This window comes from Geminocystis sp. M7585_C2015_104 (genome assembly GCA_015295805.1).
Classification (GTDB): Bacteria; Cyanobacteriota; Cyanobacteriia; order Cyanobacteriales; family Cyanobacteriaceae; genus DVEF01.
In genome coordinates, this window is sequence record DVEF01000012.1 from 69,912 (window position 1) to 86,805 (window position 16,894).

Below are 16,894 nucleotides of genomic sequence, written 5' to 3' on the forward strand. Positions count from 1 at the left end.
CTTTCATCCCCCGCCAGTATCCTGTCTTTTCTCAAACCCACTCTTAAATCAAAATCCCTGATTTTTTAAGTTTACACAGAAACTACATTTAGGCACGGACAACCCATTCTCCCATGCCCCCATTATAGGGGAAACCAGAGTCGAAGCGGAAGGCCACTTCACATCTTTTTACATTCAGCTCATGGATGAAACCAGAGGATGGAACCACAGTCCTATGATAGCAGTACCGACGAGAGAGTCGAGGACAACCCCAGTGGTGATTCTTACCCCTTCCCCTCTTTGGACTGCCTTTATCTTTTACCGAGTGTTGGCAGGGGTTATTGACGAGTAAAACTGTCCTTTCTGTCTTTCTTTTCTGTCCCCCTTTGGGCCTCCCTTATTACATAAATAAAAAATCCCACGGAACACCCATTCTCCTACAGTTAACATTTTAGAGGAGAGAAAGGGAGAAGTGCAAGACGGTGCAACATTTTTTTACACTGAGCCCATTGAACAAGCCAAAAAAGAATGGGTTTAAAAAAGAGGAGTAGCCATTTTGGGTCTATATTATCTCTGTAGTTCAGTATATCCAAGCTTTTAATTTATGAATTAATGAACCACATGGCACCTCCCCCGGCCACCCCGTCGGTAGGTACTGACGGACTTGAGATGTCTTTGTCCCACCTTTTCCCTTCCTCTATTTCAAATTTGTTTCGAATTTGCTTGCCGTTGCCTTCCCAAAGGACATTGCCTGGATGCCCCTCAACCGGCAGGGGGGTTAGAAAACCAAGGACAAGGGGGGAATTCTCATTCTGGGCATGGATACTGCCACCCCAACCGCGGGGATTTTTCACGGCTATTGCCCTCTGCCTGTTTTTCCCCACCTTCAGTCCCTTCTCTCTTTATATTATTTTAGAAATGTTAAGTAACCCAAAAAGGTAAAGAAAAACCATTGTGATACAATTACCATTCTAGGGAAAAGGGAAGGGGAAGTGCAAGGGAGTGTAACATTTTTTCACATTGAGTCTATTGATTAAACCAGAGGAAGATGGCCTGAAGGATGCCGATGAGGAAACCGAGAATGCCGCCTAGGTTGACAATGGCTTGCAATTCGGTTTTGACGAGGCTTTGAGTGGCAATTTCTAGTTGTTGGGGGGTTGTGGCCTTAATGCGGTCGATGATAACCTGGTCAAGGGAGAGAATAGGGATGGCCTGAGCTACGATGGTTTCTAAGTCCTTTTCTAAATGTCTTTCGATGATTAGAGCTAATTCTTTACTGAAAAATTCTAGGGAACTGTTGACGGCGCTGGAGGACTGAAGACGGTGTACAATGAGAAGGGATATGTTGTCCCAGTTTATGTTTTCACTGAGTTGGTGGAGTAAGTCTGGGCCTTTGTCTTGTATATATTGACGGACGGTTTGATTGATATTTTCTCTTAATTGTTTTACGGTGGCGACGGGGAGATTCTGGAGGGACAATTCCAGGAAAAACTCTTTTAATCTGTTTCTGATTTCCAGGGATAATAATAATTCTTTGATTCTGGTGTTTGCCGTTTCCTTCTCATCTAAACAGAAACTTCTAAGTCTAGTCAGGGCGTTTTTAACCCCAAATAAATTAGCTACCACCCAGTAGGTGCCACTTGTTTTCTCCCTGAATCCTTCGTCAATGACGTTTATATTACGCTCGGTCAAAAAGTTGACTAGACCCTGTCTGATTATATCAGGAGAAAGGACAAATTGCAACAACCAGTCGGCCAGTTGTCTTGCCTGATTTTCGTTGAGTTTAAATTCCAGCAAAACTTTGTCGAAAATCTGGTTGATTTGTGTCTCCAAAAAATCGCCCTTTCTGGCAATGGTTTTCAATAACTTCGGCAGGGAATCGCCGAAAATATCTCTTAGAATGTCGGCTAGGATTTTAGCAGTTTTTTCTTCTTGATTCTGGTTGATTTGTTGTAATCCCAGTTGTAACAACCAGAAGATAACAGCTTTTACCCTCTCGGTGGCTAATAGTCTCTTGGCGATGTGTTGCAATTCCTCAGGAGTAAGAAGGGAATTGAGGATGGTGTCGGCGACTTTTTTGGCTAACCTCTCCTGGTTGCGGGGGATTAAACCGGGGGTAAAGGGAAGTCTTCGCCCAAACACATAAATAGGTTTGTAGGGGCGAAACAACATGTTGATAGCCAAATCATTAGTGAAATAACCAATGATGCCACCGACAAGGGGAGGAAGGAGAAAACGCCACCAATAAGCCAAGTCTATGGGCATTCCCGACTAGCAAAGTTGAGCTATGATGTTGTCATTACTTGGTTAAGACTAAAACTCCCATCATACCCCCCATGAGGGGATAGTGTGTTTGTTGGCTGAAACCAATTTGTTTGGCTATGGCTATTTGCTGTTTGCCATTGGGAAAGCGTTTTATACTGGGGTGGATGTAGGCATAGTCTTGTTGGTTGCCAAAAAAAGAGGCGGCGGTGACTACTATGTTTTCTAAATACCATTGTTGGGCAGCCGCTAACCAACCATTGTCAGGCCGATGAAAGTCCAGGATTGCTGCCTTCTTGCCTGGTTTCAACACCCTCCATATTTCTCGCATCCCTGCAGGAATGTCAACCACGTTTCTTAAACCATAACCCATGGTGATACAGTCTATACTGTTGTCTGGAAAAGGGAGTTTTAAAACATCTGCCTCCAGCCATTCTATTTTATCATACCCCCTTCTTCTTGCTTTTTCCCTTGCCACTGCTAATAGACGGGGTGAAAAATCTACACCTATTACTTTCCCCTTTTTTATTTTCTTTGCCAGTAGAAATGTCAAATCCCCTGTACCACAACATAAATCTATTGCAATACCCGCTGGGTCTGGATTACTCCAATTAACAGTCATTTGTTTCCACACTCTGTGTAATCCAAGGCTTAGCCAGTCGTTGAGCAAATCATAGACTGGGGCTATCCTGTCAAACATGTGTTGGATTTGGGAAGGCGAGGAAGTGAAATTCATCTAGCAGTATTGGCGATGATAAATTAACTAAACAAACTAATCAAATTAGTCGGCGACTATTTATTCTAACAAAATGTGTTATAATGTCATGGTGGGAGTTTAACACAGTACCCTTCCTAGGAAAATTAGAAAACACCGAGGTTTGATTTAAAAAGTCGAAGGGGATGAGATGTCTGGGAGGCGAAGGGAGGCTTAGACGGCTGGTGTGCGTCTGTTGCCGTCTCCCCCACCCCGGCTGACGTCTTGCTACCCGTTTTTCCACTGGAGTCTTGTGATTGATGGTTTTAGTATAACTTTAAGGGAAAATCAGGAAGTGTATGCCAAGAAAGCAAGTTATTCACCCGATGGTGAAGTTGCAACAGCAGGTGTCTTCTCTTGTCAATTCCAAAATAGTCACCCCCGATGATAATATTGGGAAGATAGCTCTGTTATTCGGGAAAGACTGGGCCTTTCTCAAATCGGAGTTGATAGCCTATGGGTTTTCCATGCAAGATCCGATTCGAGATTTGTTAGTGGTGGAAAAATGGGAGGACGAGTAGGCAAAAATAGTGGTACAATGGGGGCCGGTGCCATCTATCTGATAAAAAGAGTGGATGGCAAAACCTCTGGAAACCCCAGTTGGCACTATAAGTCTTCCCTGAAGTTTTTTCTAGTACACATCTCCCCTATATTCCCTCTATAAGTCTTCTGGCATAACCCACTTGCCGGGTGACATCAGTTTCCGCAGTCTTGCCTCCTCCGCCATTTCCAACATTTTCTCCAGGGGGGTATTTTGGATGAAGCGGGAGGCTTGTTTAACGTATTCTCTATTGGGACAATCATCCCCCAGAATACAACCGTTGACACATTCTACCTTACAGTTTACAGCTTTCTCACTCATAGTGATGTTTCCTCAATAGAAGAGAAGATTAAATCTCCCCAATTATACCAATTAAACCAGTGGGGATAGGGGTTATACTTGGATAAGAGATAGTGTGTCTGATGCCGGCGAAATGACTAAGGATTCAGAAATTACATCCCCCCCTTCGCTGCCACCCGCCATTGCTAGGGTATCCAGGAATCTCCAGAGATGGGGTTTTTGGAGTTTCTGGTTGCAATTAGTCTTGGGTATTATTTCGGGGGTTACCCTCTTGTTTGCCACACCTGCTTTGTTTAACACCCAGGAGAGGAAGAGTGGTATACAACTTGGAGTTTTTGCAGCCTTTGTCAGCGTGATTTTACTCACGGCCGCTATTATAATTGCTTTCCGTTATGGTAGAATCGGGAGGAGGCTGGAGAATGCCAACCCCTCTGTAAGACCAAAAAAATCGGAAACACTGCGCCTTATTAGAGTCGGTTTAATTTTAAACCTGGTGGGGATGTTGTTTGCTATAATCGGGGCGGAAACTCTGGTGGGTATAGGCTTAGCCAAGTCTCTAACCCTCGCGCCTCAGTTAATTAGTCCAAATCCCCAACAGTTTGTTAATTCTCTGGATTTACTGATTATCCAGGCTAATACTAACACAATTGCGGCCCATTTTGCCGGCATTGTAACTTCCTTGATTCTCTTGGAGCGTGTTAGCATATAGTTGTCTCTAGCGGGTGAGGTAGGAAATTCCCACCAGGAAGGTTAATAAGCCTATAACGGTGAGGAAGAAGTGTTTCAGGGAGGTGTTTCTTTTTCGCACCATGTTTCTCATGGCCAGTCTAACATAGCTATACTCCCTTGTTTTGTTTGTCTCTTTGGCAGTTGTGGAAGTAGGTGATGGTTTTTCTGTCATACTGTCATAGGGGTTGTTGTTTTTTCTTATGTTAGTATTTGGGTTAGTCAAAAGGCAACTCCCGGTGGTAGGGTTATAATCTATACTGGTGACGAAGGTTTTTTAGACGCCACTGCCATATATTCTGAAACCCATGAGTAACAGGGAGAAAAAGGAATACAAAGACAATTGGATTGACAGATTATTTATTGCCTTATTTTCTAGGAAAATGGCAAAGGCCCTAGGCACGAAAACGAGGTTGAGGGGTTATGATGGTTTTGTGGACTTGTCAAAACAAATTATGACGGGGAGAAATCCACAGCAGCAACAGGAATTGGTGGAAAAGGTTTTGAAATCTTTAATTCCCCCTTGTGTAGTATTTTTGATTCGCACTTTTTTTCCCCCTTCCAAATGGGTATGCGAGTTTAACGCCACCTTTGCCACTATTTTATTTGAGTGGTTAGTAGGGAAATCGGAGGTGAGGGAAGTAGAAATTGTTGGGGAAAACGGGGAAATTCGTCGTCAAAAAAGTGGGGTATATATTCACAAATGTCGTTATCTAGAAGCTAGTGGTTGTGTAGCTATGTGTGTTAACATGTGTAAGTTGCCCACACAGAAATTCTTCACAGAGTATCTTAGAATTCCCCTGACTATGACTCCCAATTTTGAAGATTTTAGTTGTGAGATGGTGTTTGGCAAGTCTCCGCCACCGTTTACCAGTGAGGCGGTATACAATCAACCCTGTTTGCAAGATACCTGTAGTCAGGCTGTGGTTTCCCATCCCCCTCGACCTTGTTCCAAAATTAGGGTAGTCTAGTAGTTGCTATGGGCATAGTTAGGTATTTCAGCCGTTGGTTTGTTTTGGGAGTTGCCTTATTTTTTCTGCTTTCTAACCTTATTCAAAACTGGCATGGGATTACCCAAGTCTCTTTGAATTCGCCTGTTTATTTCTGTTTTTTTTTTGAGTTTAATATTCAACTGTCTAGGACATCTTTTTTCTGCCTTGGTTTGGAGTTGGATTTTAGACTTGTTTAAGGCAAATCTGAGAGGATTTTCGGCAATATGCATTTATCTAGTCACTAACATAGCCAAATACATTCCGGGTAATGTTTGGCATTTTTTAGGAAGGGTAAGGGCGATTGAGAAAAAAGGAGATAGCCTAGATTTAGCCACCGTTGCCGTTGTAATTGAGCCTTTCTTGATGGCTATTGCTGCTGCTTTGATGACTGTTGTGGCTTTTGTATTTGCCGAGATTGAAAATGAATCGTGGTTATTAATTTGGCTAATTGTAACTGGGATTGTAGCCGTTTGCTTGATGGGGATTAATCCAAAAGTAATTAATTTTATCTTGGAGAAAACCAAGAAAATAAGTGGAAAGTGCTGTGAAAAGCAACTTGTAAAATATCCCCTAAAACCCTTGGTTGGTGGGATAGTATTCCTAATACTGAGAGGGATGGCATTTACTGTTTTGCTAATGGCATTTATTCCCCTAAAAACAAGTATTGTGCCAGTAGTTATAATGGCATTTAGTATGGCATGGCTACTAGGTTTAATTATACCAGGGGCTCCAGGGGGATTAGGGGTATTCGAGGCGGTAGCCTTAGCCATTTTGGAAGGAAAGTTGTTGAGTAGTGAGAAGGTGATTATTGTGGTAGCCTTTTTTCGCGTCTCTAGCATTTTAGCGGAAACTATCATGGCTTATTTAGCCTGGTTATTAAATCCAGATATCTAATAAGTTTTCCGTAGACTCTCTCATAGAGGGAAACAGGGGTGGACAAGAGGCTCAATTGAGGGTATTATAGTAACAATCCAAAAAATAATTTTGTTGTTTACCCCTCTTACAGTTCAGTCATCATAGAAAACCACTGGCAAAAGCAGAGAAAGCAGGCGAGAGTCTAAACTTCTGAAATAGATAAACTTGCCAGTCGCCCTTTAAAACGGCTATTAGTATCAAAGCCAGACAGGTAGTGGCAATGGTTGCAGCAAAAAGACTGGGGAAAAAATAGTTTTGCGGGAATGTCTTGGGTAGCTGTTGGAAAGCAAAATGGGGCGAAAATGCAAATATGTCAGCAAAGAAACTAGCTACTATAAAAGGGGTAGGATTAATTTTCTGGCTGGGATAATTTAACCACAAAAAAGAAAGACACAAAAGGGGTATAATCCCCACAATGTGAAGAAGACATACGATTATGGGATTAATATCTTCCCGGCTAGCCGCAAACAGGAAGATAATTAAATCAGTGGTTGAGTGCGACTAGTATAGCATGGACAATAAATCCTAACCACAGGGAAAGAAAGCCAACGGTTTTTTTTGGCTCATTGGAGGTATACTAAATTCCCAAACAGACGATAATAGGTTGACTGGGTGACAGGGGGGTAGTGACTAGACTTGACAATTATACCTATTCCCATCAAAGCAGGTTGATGAATAAACAGGTGGTGAGAAGATAACTGCCTTGAGTTATAGAGTATACAGGTAGTAAGGAGATGTGATGGGGTTATTAAAGGCATTCCATCAAAACTTAAACCAGTAGAGGGGGAGGATAGTCGGTGGGGTGGGTGGCAAGGGATTAGGGTAACCAACGAGTAGGCAAGCCAGAAGGTAGCTACTGGTTAGAGTCATTGAAAACATGCTAACCCCTAAACAAGAAAGGAGGGTGAAGTAGCCACTGTTATTATTACTCAGAGTCTCCTAATCAACCCACAGGTGGCTTTTCAATTGGCGAGTAAGACGATGGATGTAAGGCATGCCAACACCCAAACCAGTGGCAAGGGGATAACTACTTTGGTTATTCAAATTATGCCGGGGATAACGGCCGGGAAATAAAAGGATGACTTGCCGCGGGGATTATTCAAAATGTTTCAGTCAACCCCAATAGTGGTAGCTTTCAGATTATGCCAATACCTAAACAAATAGCAAGAAGGTGGTAATTCATAGTCTTCAAAGTATACAAATCCTTTCTTTGAGGCAGAGGGTTGGGGTAGCTGCTGGTATTATTATTCAAGGCATTCCAGTCAACGAGGCAGGCAGCTTTCTGACTTGCTGGTGAGAGAAGGAATTTAAAGCATACCAACACATAAAGAGGTAGCTTAAGAGGTAGCAGCTGGGGTTATTCAAAGTATGCCAATTCCCAAATGCAAGAAGAAGACTAATTGGGGTTATTCGACATATGCCAATAGCCTGCTTGGTGGCAAGGGATTAATAAAAGAATGGCAAAAAAGTAGCCATTTAGAGTTATTCAAGGCATGCCAACACCTGGGTGACAAGAGGATAAGCATTTGAAGTTGTTGAAAGCATACCGATACCCGGAGGCAAGAGGATGGTAAATCGGGGGTAGAGTAGAGGGTAGCGGCTGGGATTATTTATTGAAACTGTCTCAATCAACCCCAAAAGCGGCCAGTATATTCAGGTTATGCCAACCAACCCCTCAAGGGGAGGCAATGGTGTTATTCAGATTATGCCAATCAATCCCCAAACACATGACAGAGGATTGGCCAGTAAGAGGATTTTTTAAAGTATGCCAATGCCTAAACGAGTGGCAAGACTGGGGGTGATAGGGATAAGAGTGGCCAATGATAAGAATATCATAAACAGTCCCCAGGCAGCACGGGTATCATCTGGCTCACTTAATTCATTTAAACAAGGCCTTTCTAAGTCTCGTTGTAAGAATAGAATGATAATGGCCCAGTAGAAGGGAAGAGAGTTGATGGGATTAAACAGACTAACTATCCCTAGTACAACAAGTGTACCAACGGTGGTGCGACGACAGGTTTTTCTGCCGTAAATGGCCTGTACCATTCTACCACCATCCAGCTGTCCGGCGGGCAACACATTAATGGCATTGATCACTAAACCCAACCACCCTAAAATGGTAAAGGGATGTACATGGATAGAATCTGCTTCTAGGCTGGACTGGAAGAAGAATTTTGCTATACTACCTACTAGGATTGAGCCTCTGAAGAAAAGAGTAGGAATTTCTAAACCCTCATTGCCGGTAGACAGACTCATGCCTATAATCAGTATGAGCAATGATACCAGAAAACCGGTAGCAGGTCCGGCAAAAGCGGTATCAAATAAAACACTACGATTGGGGATTACCGACTCAAAGCGGGTTATGGCACCAAAACTACCAATCTGTAATGATGGTAGAAAGAAGGGAAGACTGACTTTAACCCCTCTATTTCTTCCTACCACATGATGGGCAATTTCATGAGCCAGGAGTATTAACCATAATCCCAGCGTCAGGGGTAAAACCTCCCTCCAGCGTTGCCAATTTCCCACCAAGTCGAAGCCCAAAAGGAAGGCAACAGCTTCCATAGTGGTAAATATTGTTACTATAAACAGGGCAAAGGCAAGATTTTTTTGTGCTAAACTGAGAGGCCTAGGATCATTAGTGGCGGGTAAGATTACTACCACTGGTTTTTCCTCGGGAGTTTCTACTAAGAATAAACGATATTTATCCCCTAGTTTTTCCCTTAATTTCTGGCTAAGAGTGCGATGGGAAAATTCTGCCTCTCCTCTCAAATTTCCCTTAAAAATTACCCCGTCTTGGTAGGGAATTGTCTCGGTGGCAAAGAAGGTGTCTATACTGAAAATTCCCTTAATTTCCTTCAATTCCTCTTCTGGTATGGGGGTTATCTGTGTTTCTGATGTGACAGCTAAACTGGAGGTTTCCTCGGGAGTTTTTTCTTCTGGAGTCTGTTGGCCTTCTTTTGTCTTTTCAAGAGACTGGGGATTGACTCGTAATCCAGTTTTGATGGTTTCTTTTGCCTTAGTTCTAATTCTATTACCGAGATAAATGTAAACCGCGGCTGAGAAAACCAAAAAGAAAATAACGGCAATTAGATTGAGGTATATACCAAAGCTGAGGAGGAAGAAAAATATCAACCATGGCAACATTAAAGCTATAGATTGTAGCCAGGCTAAAATACCAATTTCCCCATAAGGTTTCGCACGGGTATAACCCCAGATAATAATAACTAAGCCCATCAAACTGATGACGAGAATGGCAAAATTGTCTGCTAGACTAAACATAGATAATTATCCCCATTTTGGCCAAAGATGAAAGGTTAAAAAGGTTAAAACCAATAGTAGGATTTATTATAGCAAGGGAGAAAAACTAGTCTTGCCGTGGAGGGGAATGGTGGTGATTTAAAGCCTTGCGTAAGTGTCCATTATACTGTCCCAACAACTCTTCTGCCTCTTCCCTAGTTTTGTTTTGCCAATGCATCAACAAGGCTACCTTAACCTGCTTGTTACTGGCATATAATAGCTTCTCCGCCTCTGGTCGCGATAAACCTGTCAAATCCTCTATAATTCTTAAGGCACGATCCAACAACTTGCTATTGGTGACAGATACATCCACCATCCGGTTGCCATATACCTTTCCCAATTGTACCATCACCCCAGTAGAGATGATGTTTAAGGCCATCTTTGTAGCTGTCCCCGCTTTCAATCGTGTTGAACCTGCCAAAATTTCCGCCCCGGTGAGAAGACGAATATCTATGTCTGCCGGGATATATACTTGTTCCCTTGGAACACAACTGATTGCAACGGTAACCGCCCCTCTCTGTTTAGCCATTTCCAATGCCCCATGGACATAAGGGGTGGTGCCGCCAGCCGTAATACCTATTACTACATCCCGATAGTCAATCCCATGGGAGATTATAGCATGGGCGCCGTCTTCTCGGGAGTCTTCCAGTGCCTCTGAACTTTTCATCATAGCTTCTTGACCACCGGCGAGGATAGCCTGTACCATGGTAGGGGGAGTACAGAAGGTAGGAGGACATTCGGCAGCATCCAGTACCCCCAAACGGCCGCTAGTGCCAGCACCAACGTAGAACAGTCTCCCCCCCTGTCTCAATCTGTCTGCTGTCACCTCGATGGTTTTCGCTATTTCTTCCCTTGCCAGACTAATAGCTTTTATGGTTTTTTGGTCTTCTTGATTAAAAAGGTCTACAATTTCTAGGGGGGATAACAGGTCTAGGTTAGCACTGGCGGGGTTAATTTGTTCGGTCAACAGGTGTCCTCTATACATCTTGATGCTTTTTGACATTCTCGTGAGTAATTTAGCAGAAATTCTCTTTTTTCTCAAAGTAGCCCTTCCAGACGTCGACGGATTTTTTCTAACTCTTCCTCACTCATTTTTCCCTCTTGTTGTTCGGGTTTCCAGTCTGTCTCTTCTAAGTTTCTTTCTGGGGGTATTTCTAGCATTCCCTCAGTTACCAGTTTCCACTCATAACCTGCCTCCTTACAGAATTCTTCCACCTCTTGGCTGTCTATGGGCTCTACTGAGGGGCGCTGAAAGTCTTGGGCTTCCAACAGAAGGGCATAACGAGTGGCATCATCCTCCGATTCAAACATCAGGATTATGTCTTTATTGCCGATGCGGATACTATGTATTCCCTCGTTGTCTGTGCCTGGATTGTACAACAAAACGTAAACTCTCATTTCTTTTGTAATAATTTTTTCTCTAAATTTTGAACCCCACATAGCTATTATAAATTAACAGCGACCATTTAGTAGTTCCGTGGATTGGAAACTGTTAATGCCAGTAGACAAGATTTTAGCAACCTCTGAACTGTTTCTGAAAACGGGCGGGGGTTAAAACCAAATTTGATTAGGTAGACAGATGGGTTATTTGAAACAATTTTCCCCCGTTTTTAGAGGTATTTTAACCCTATTTCTTTATTCGTATTGAGGGAAGTAATTTACTTCCGTATCCCAGGGATACCTAATAACAAAAAATTACTGGTGATATTTATAATAACGTCAAATACAAATCCAAAGCCAACCATAATTCTTTTCTCAATCAAATAGAAAGGCAGTAGCCTTTAGGCATTTCCGTGGGGTATCATTCAACAGGAAAGGAGGATTTAATGCATCATTTGGCAGGTTTAAAAATCTACAAATATGTGACAGAGAAAACCCGACAACTGTAAACAAACACCTGGAAGGGATGACCCTCACTGGTGGAGATTTTGTCCAGACGATTCACCATGTCAAAAAAACCATCGTATTCTACTTAGACACTCCCTATGTGCCTCCCGGGGTGATATTGTGTTTTACGTCCTATTTTTCGGAAGAATTTTACTTTGAACAACAAATAGAACTACAGAAATCCTGTGACGACATCCAGACAGGCGGCAACCATTTCATCCTTGGCAACTCCGACTTAAAAAGGGTGAAATATGCCAAAACCTCCTTATTGAAGGAGTAAAAGCCAGGAGAGGTATTAACTCAAAAAGTGGCGAACGCAGGGCTATTTTTAGACTTTTAATCACCAATCTTTAGACATAGAAGCTATCAGTATGCCCCCCCGGGGGTTCTCAAAAGCCAATATTGGTGATACCATAGTGTAAAATGGTCCTTTCTGTGTGTATTCACTAGTTTACTTAACATTACTAAAGTAATTAAGAGCTGGGGGTTTTGTAAGAAATTTGGTATAACCACTCCACAGTGACAGACACAGTATTGGCTTCTCGTGATATACCCTACCCCCCGATGATAATTTCTGCATCTACATTTTTCTCTATTCCGTATCGTATGGTATCCCTATATGTGAAAGTGTATAACCTTCACCATCTAATTGTTGCCGCGTGTTGTGGTAGTCTTAGTTTTCCCTGCCTTGTTTTTAGGCTTGTAAAGGTTTGGGAAAACTCCTAGTATTGTCAATTACTGCCTCTGTTGTTTGCCTTGCTATTTTGCCGTTAGTGTTTCCGTATATTTTTGTGTTTTTGAGGCTATTGTACTCTCTCTAGTATTCTCAATATTTCCCTTCTTAGGGATGAGAGTGCCTATTGTTGTATATTACGCCGTTATTGGGGGATAACATTGGTCTTTTATACAAGAATTCTTTTCCCCTTTTATACAGGGGTGATAGACAGTAACACCAACGGAGACAATATTCGATTTCCCCTTGGCAACCACACATACCAGCCGTTTTATTTCCCTTCTCTGTTTTTTGTCAGAGGTTTATGTGTGTGTAAGCCCATCAGTTTTAGTATTTCCTAGTCAAGAGTTTTGCCACTTTTTGCTACGGGGGCCTTTACACAGGGGTGTTTTATAAACAAAGAGGGGGGATATTAACCTTTTCTGAAAAATTTAATGCCAAGCCTGCTAAAGAGAATTTCTAACTCTGTTAACCTTAATGGCAAACAAATTATTAGAAAGACGCCTAAACCAACCAGACAGGAAATAAGAATATCTATCAGCTTCAACATTAAAGTTGTGTCGCCAAAAATAGAAGAGAAAAGACTATAAAAACTGCCGCAGCCAAAACCAGAAGCTACGGTGGCAATGGTCAAGCCGGCAAAAATAAATCCCCACTGAGTCAGAGGAAAACCCTTTAAACGTTTGTGGAGAATAATAAGCATGGTTGCCATAGAAAACAAATTCACGCCAATGGTGGCATAAATTAATCCCTGAGTGGCAAATGGTTTGACGAAAATGTAGTCCAAAAAAGCGTTTAGAAAAATATTAATAACGCTAATTTTAAAGGGGGTATTGCCATCTCCTAAAGCATAAAACACTCTTACCAATACATCCCTACCCAAATAAAAAAACATACCCAACCCATAGGCAAATAAAACAGGGGCAACTACTGCTGACTCTGCCTCCCTAAACACTCCTCTTTCGTAAATTAAACTCACAATAGGTCTTGCCAATGCCATAAAAATTGCCGTAAGTGGCAGCATGGTAAGGGCAGTTAAAACTAATCCCTGTCTGATTCTGGTTTTTAATTCATCCCAGTTATCAGGAGTAGATAAACGAGAAAAAATCGGCAAAAATGGCACCAAAATCATGTTAGAAATAATCCCTAATGGCGTCAAGACGATAAAGTTGGCATAACGCATGGCGGCAGCAGCATTTTCTATGTAAGAAGCAAAATACAAATCAGTATAAACATTAATGTGAAGCATGCCGGAAGAAAGAGTAGCAGGTATCATAACCTTGATGACGTCAGCTACCCCCTCCTGACGAAAGTCGAAACGTAATTTCAACCCCCCAATTCCTGTTTTTATCTGTGCTATTTGTTGTACTATCCACTGCCATATTCCCCCCGCTAAGGTTGTGCTGGCTAACACTATACTTCCTAATTTGGCATACTCAGGCGCGTCAGTCTTTTCTCCCAAAAACAAAAATAATCCCCCAACTCCCACTACAATTGTTACGCTGGAAAACAATGGACTAATGCTAGGCAACCAGTATTCCTCAGAAGCATTTAATGTCCCAAAACCAATACCAATCAACCCAGCAAAAATAGCCAGAGGCGCCATGATTTGCAACTGTAAAATGGCCAAACTGCGAATGTTGTCTTGTAAACCTGGCGCCAGAATGTCAATGAATTTCTCCGCAAAAACTATTAGGATAATTGTTACTAACAAAAGCACCCCGGTAACCAGGGTGGTAATCGTCTCCACTAAAGGGGCTGCTTCTTTCTGATTTCTCTTCGCTAAAACACTTACTAAGGCACTATGAAAGGGCCCATTAATACCCCCTAAAAGAATTAACAAGAACCCTGGTATAACATAGGCGTAAGCATATGCATTTACCACCGCCCCTACCCCAAAAGCCGCTGCCACAATTTGTTCTCTAATTAAACCAAATATCTTACTAATTAACGTGGCTATGGCTACTATCCCTGCTATCTTTGCTAACGATTTTTTACCCTTATTATCCACCTTTTTACTACCCATAAATATCTCCTTGGTCTATTATCCGCCAAAATGTCCCTCTCCCTTTTGTTAAGATTTGTAACAGGAGAGTTTAGAAGAGAGGGTAAATATGTTTGTAACAGAGGGTTTGGAGAAAAAAGTCATGAACAGTCCGGAAAGCTTGCCCATAGGGGGTAGGGAGCCAAATAAATTCGATTACAAAGAGGTGTGGTATCCCATATTTTTTCTTGACGACTTGGAAAAAGGGAAACTACACCGGTTTACCCTGTTGGAAGAAGATTTGGTGGTGTGGTGGGATGAGAGAGGAAAACAATGGCGAGTGTTTGCAGATAAGTGTCCCCATCGTCTGGTGCCATTGAGTCAGGGACGAGTTAATGAAGAGGGATTTTTAGAGTGTCCTTATCACGGTTGGGCTTTCACCGGGGAGGGCAACTGTGCCATTATACCTCAAGAAGTTCCAGGAGTAAAAAGCCATGAATCCCCCCGCGCCTGTGTCAAATCCTATCCCACCGCCGTCGCCCATGGTATGCTTTTTGTCTATCCTGGAAAACGAGAAAATGCCTCTTCTACCCCACTGCCACTGGTAACACCCCTTATAGACAACGGCGAGGATTGGATTATTGTTAAAACCTTCAGGGATGTGCCCTATGATGCTATAACCCTTCTAGAAAATGTGTTAGATGCCAGTCATGTACCCTATACCCACCATGGTACTGTGGGCAATCGTAAATATGCCACAAGTATGAATTTACAAGTAGAAAGTAGCGATAGACAGGGTTTTAGGGGATTTTGGCCTGAAGGCCCAAGGAGAGGTACGTTAGGAAGCCAGTATACTACCTTTGTGGCTCCCAATTTGATGTGGCATGATTTGACTTCCCCCAACTTGGGACGTACTATGACAGTTGTTTATGCTACTCCCATTACTAGGGGTAAGTGTAGATTGTTTGCCCTTTTCCCCTTCCAATTCAAATCCAAAATCCCCAAATTGCTTGTCAAATTGACACCTAGATGGTATTCTCACATCAACCAGAATAAAATTCTAGAAGAAGACCAGATCTTTCTCCACTATCAGGAGAGATATTTAGAGGGAAAAGGGGGTTCTAGCAACTATAATAAGGTTTGTTATCTTCCCACAAAGGCCGACTTGTTTGTTGCAGAGTTTAGGAAGTGGGTAGACAGGTATGGGGAGGTATTTCCCGATAAACCATTCCCTCCCACCCCTTCTGACGAGGAATTACTAGAAAGATACCACTCCCACACTAAACATTGTGCCAGTTGTCGGGGGGCATTAGCTACCATTAAAAAACTTCGCTTCTTTAGTTTGTTAGTCTTTGGCTTATCATTGTCTGCTACCCCCCTATTAAGTTTTTACCATAGTTTTTCCCTTTCCATTTTTCTCTCCTTCCTTACCCTAGCAGGCTTTCTATCCTATTCTGGTTTGGGTAAACTGGAAAAAGAGTTTTATCATGGCCAATTAATTCCCAAAAGGAACCAGATGTAACTGCTAATTGCTATTCCTTGCCACGCCAATCCAGTAGGGGGGATTCTATGACAACCCTATGGTAATTCTCACAGTTTAATTCTACCCCTAACCACCTCCCTAAAGTGGCTAATTCTTCGTCAAAGATAGACCTCAAGGGTTTTAACTTATCCTCCTTAATTTGAGGTCTTTTTTTCATCATCCAAAACCCTTTTACCCAGTCTCTTATCTGCTTTGGTATCAGTTTCTTCCTAATAGTTTTGAGAATAGGCATTTCCACCAAAAAATCTCGCCACGCCCTTGGGCGCATCCTCTGGGAAGAGTCATTTACTGCCCCCAATTCGTGCCATTTTGGCCTGGAATTATAACCTATAAAATGGCATATTCTCTCCAATTCTTCCTGAGGATTTTTTAACAGCCTTTCAAAAAAAACTGGTAAGACCTTTTCCTTCCCGTAAGCCTCAAAGTAGGGTTTAATTTGCATAGAATGCCTACTGTAAGCAATCAACTCTGGGTGGGTTTCAATGGCAAGATTAATATCCGTATTAATAACCCGCTGGGTCCATTCATGAATATACTGGGAAATAAGACGGTCAATGGGATGACGCATCACGTATATTAGTTTTACATCGGGCAGATGCCCTTTCATCCTTTCAACAGTGTGGGGATAGGTAGGAAGTTTAGTATAATGGGTACTGGATTCGCCGCATATATCCTCCTGTTTGGCCCCAGAAAAAAGAGAAAAATACCAGTATATTCCCTTTTCATATTCCTCATCGTTGCTAAAGAAATTAGGCTCCTTTAATTTTGTCATAAAAATCCCCGGCTGTCTCGCCAGTTGTTCATGAAGAGTGGTGGTGGCACATTTCATCGCCCCTATGATAATAAAATCGGGTTTCTTATCCATCTCCCCCCTCACAGTATCCCTACCAATAAACCCATTTAAGTTATATCCCCCAGGTTTACAATCATAAACCCTAATATCCCCCACGCCCTTACCCTACATCCTACTCCCTATAC

Annotated in this window: 16 protein-coding genes and 1 pseudogene; 6 read left to right on the top strand and 11 right to left on the bottom strand. The window is 42.3% G+C overall.

What is annotated here, in order from left to right:
- Positions 1-581: 581 nt before the first annotated feature.
- The 3 genes from IGQ44_01420 to ubiE all read right to left on the bottom strand — a co-directional run bounded on the left by IGQ44_01420 (position 582) and on the right by ubiE (position 2,977).
- Entirely contained in the window at positions 582-863 is a 282-nt protein-coding gene (locus tag IGQ44_01420) for a hypothetical protein (protein HIK36639.1), read from the bottom strand.
- Between the two features lie 142 nt (positions 864-1,005).
- On the bottom strand, positions 1,006-2,244 hold the full coding sequence (locus IGQ44_01425) for a DUF445 domain-containing protein (protein ID HIK36640.1): 1,239 nt from the start codon (positions 2,242-2,244) through the stop codon (positions 1,006-1,008).
- Positions 2,245-2,278: 34 nt separating this feature from the next.
- Complete coding sequence (ubiE, locus tag IGQ44_01430; GenBank protein HIK36641.1) at positions 2,279-2,977, bottom strand: bifunctional demethylmenaquinone methyltransferase/2-methoxy-6-polyprenyl-1,4-benzoquinol methylase UbiE; 699 nt, start codon at positions 2,975-2,977, stop codon at positions 2,279-2,281.
- Positions 2,978-3,294: 317 nt separating this feature from the next.
- On the opposite strand from ubiE, the gene IGQ44_01435 reads away from it, so the two are divergent.
- A complete protein-coding gene (locus IGQ44_01435; GenBank protein HIK36642.1) occupies positions 3,295-3,516 on the top strand; it encodes a DUF4327 family protein in 222 nt (73 codons plus the stop codon).
- Positions 3,517-3,653: 137 nt separating this feature from the next.
- On the opposite strand, the gene IGQ44_01440 is transcribed toward IGQ44_01435, so the two are convergent.
- Positions 3,654-3,857, bottom strand: coding sequence for a hypothetical protein (locus tag IGQ44_01440; GenBank protein ID HIK36643.1), 204 nt, complete (start codon positions 3,855-3,857; stop codon positions 3,654-3,656).
- 112 nt (positions 3,858-3,969) lie between these two features.
- Between IGQ44_01440 and IGQ44_01445 the strand changes: the two genes are divergently transcribed.
- Positions 3,970-4,545: a DUF3611 family protein gene (locus tag IGQ44_01445; GenBank protein ID HIK36644.1), complete on the top strand. Its 576-nt coding sequence runs from the start codon at positions 3,970-3,972 to the stop codon at positions 4,543-4,545.
- A gap of 6 nt (positions 4,546-4,551) precedes the next feature.
- On the opposite strand, the gene IGQ44_01450 is transcribed toward IGQ44_01445, so the two are convergent.
- On the bottom strand, positions 4,552-4,737 hold the full coding sequence (locus tag IGQ44_01450) for a DUF3285 domain-containing protein (GenBank protein ID HIK36645.1): 186 nt from the start codon (positions 4,735-4,737) through the stop codon (positions 4,552-4,554).
- Between the two features lie 133 nt (positions 4,738-4,870).
- On the opposite strand from IGQ44_01450, the gene IGQ44_01455 reads away from it, so the two are divergent.
- Entirely contained in the window at positions 4,871-5,533 is a 663-nt protein-coding gene (locus tag IGQ44_01455; GenBank protein HIK36646.1) for a DUF4033 domain-containing protein, read from the top strand.
- A 144-nt stretch (positions 5,534-5,677) separates the two neighbouring features.
- Positions 5,678-6,448 carry a flippase-like domain-containing protein gene (locus tag IGQ44_01460; protein ID HIK36647.1) on the top strand — a complete coding sequence of 257 codons (771 nt, stop codon included), beginning with the start codon at positions 5,678-5,680 and terminating at the stop codon, positions 6,446-6,448.
- Positions 6,449-6,568: 120 nt separating this feature from the next.
- Here the strand turns inward: IGQ44_01460 and IGQ44_01465 are convergent, their stop codons facing one another.
- The 4 genes from IGQ44_01465 to IGQ44_01480 all read right to left on the bottom strand — a co-directional run bounded on the left by IGQ44_01465 (position 6,569) and on the right by IGQ44_01480 (position 11,167).
- Entirely contained in the window at positions 6,569-6,865 is a 297-nt protein-coding gene (locus IGQ44_01465) for a hypothetical protein (GenBank protein HIK36648.1), read from the bottom strand.
- 1,362 nt (positions 6,866-8,227) lie between these two features.
- Entirely contained in the window at positions 8,228-9,751 is a 1,524-nt protein-coding gene (locus tag IGQ44_01470) for a site-2 protease family protein (GenBank protein HIK36649.1), read from the bottom strand.
- An 85-nt stretch (positions 9,752-9,836) separates the two neighbouring features.
- Positions 9,837-10,754, bottom strand: a complete 918-nt coding sequence (murQ, locus tag IGQ44_01475; GenBank protein HIK36650.1) for an N-acetylmuramic acid 6-phosphate etherase — start codon at positions 10,752-10,754, stop codon at positions 9,837-9,839.
- A gap of 53 nt (positions 10,755-10,807) precedes the next feature.
- Positions 10,808-11,167 (bottom strand): DUF3110 domain-containing protein, encoded by a 360-nt coding sequence (locus IGQ44_01480; protein ID HIK36651.1) that lies wholly within the window; start codon positions 11,165-11,167, stop codon positions 10,808-10,810.
- Between the two features lie 403 nt (positions 11,168-11,570).
- Between IGQ44_01480 and IGQ44_01485 the strand changes: the two are divergent.
- Positions 11,571-11,936: pseudogene (locus IGQ44_01485) on the top strand (DNA adenine methylase).
- Positions 11,937-12,801: 865 nt separating this feature from the next.
- Here IGQ44_01485 and murJ read toward each other — a convergent pair.
- Positions 12,802-14,415, bottom strand: a complete 1,614-nt coding sequence (gene murJ / locus IGQ44_01490; protein HIK36652.1) for a murein biosynthesis integral membrane protein MurJ — start codon at positions 14,413-14,415, stop codon at positions 12,802-12,804.
- Between the two features lie 121 nt (positions 14,416-14,536).
- Between murJ and IGQ44_01495 the strand changes: the two genes are divergently transcribed.
- Positions 14,537-15,895 (top strand): Rieske 2Fe-2S domain-containing protein, encoded by a 1,359-nt coding sequence (locus IGQ44_01495; GenBank protein ID HIK36653.1) that lies wholly within the window; start codon positions 14,537-14,539, stop codon positions 15,893-15,895.
- A gap of 10 nt (positions 15,896-15,905) precedes the next feature.
- Here the strand turns inward: IGQ44_01495 and IGQ44_01500 are convergent, their stop codons facing one another.
- Positions 15,906-16,781, bottom strand: coding sequence for a sulfotransferase (locus IGQ44_01500; protein HIK36654.1), 876 nt, complete (start codon positions 16,779-16,781; stop codon positions 15,906-15,908).
- Positions 16,782-16,894: the final 113 nt, after the last annotated feature.

Bases quoted from the DNA above. Each gene is read 5' to 3' on its own strand.
- IGQ44_01425 (HIK36640.1), bottom strand. From the start codon at position 2,244: ATGCCCATAGACTTGGCTTATTGGTGGCGTTTTCTCCTTCCTCCCCTT.
- IGQ44_01500 (HIK36654.1), bottom strand. From the start codon at position 16,781: ATGGATAAGAAACCCGATTTTATTATCATAGGGGCGATGAAATGTGCC.
- ubiE (HIK36641.1), bottom strand. From the start codon at position 2,977: ATGAATTTCACTTCCTCGCCTTCCCAAATCCAACACATGTTTGACAGG.
- IGQ44_01495 (HIK36653.1), top strand. From the start codon at position 14,537: ATGAACAGTCCGGAAAGCTTGCCCATAGGGGGTAGGGAGCCAAATAAA.
- murQ (HIK36650.1), bottom strand. From the start codon at position 10,754: ATGTATAGAGGACACCTGTTGACCGAACAAATTAACCCCGCCAGTGCT.
- IGQ44_01470 (HIK36649.1), bottom strand. From the start codon at position 9,751: ATGTTTAGTCTAGCAGACAATTTTGCCATTCTCGTCATCAGTTTGATG.
- IGQ44_01445 (HIK36644.1), top strand. From the start codon at position 3,970: ATGACTAAGGATTCAGAAATTACATCCCCCCCTTCGCTGCCACCCGCC.
- IGQ44_01455 (HIK36646.1), top strand. From the start codon at position 4,871: ATGAGTAACAGGGAGAAAAAGGAATACAAAGACAATTGGATTGACAGA.
- IGQ44_01480 (HIK36651.1), bottom strand. From the start codon at position 11,167: ATGAGAGTTTACGTTTTGTTGTACAATCCAGGCACAGACAACGAGGGA.
- IGQ44_01440 (HIK36643.1), bottom strand. From the start codon at position 3,857: ATGAGTGAGAAAGCTGTAAACTGTAAGGTAGAATGTGTCAACGGTTGT.
- IGQ44_01450 (HIK36645.1), bottom strand. From the start codon at position 4,737: ATGACAGAAAAACCATCACCTACTTCCACAACTGCCAAAGAGACAAAC.
- IGQ44_01435 (HIK36642.1), top strand. From the start codon at position 3,295: ATGCCAAGAAAGCAAGTTATTCACCCGATGGTGAAGTTGCAACAGCAG.
- murJ (HIK36652.1), bottom strand. From the start codon at position 14,415: ATGGGTAGTAAAAAGGTGGATAATAAGGGTAAAAAATCGTTAGCAAAG.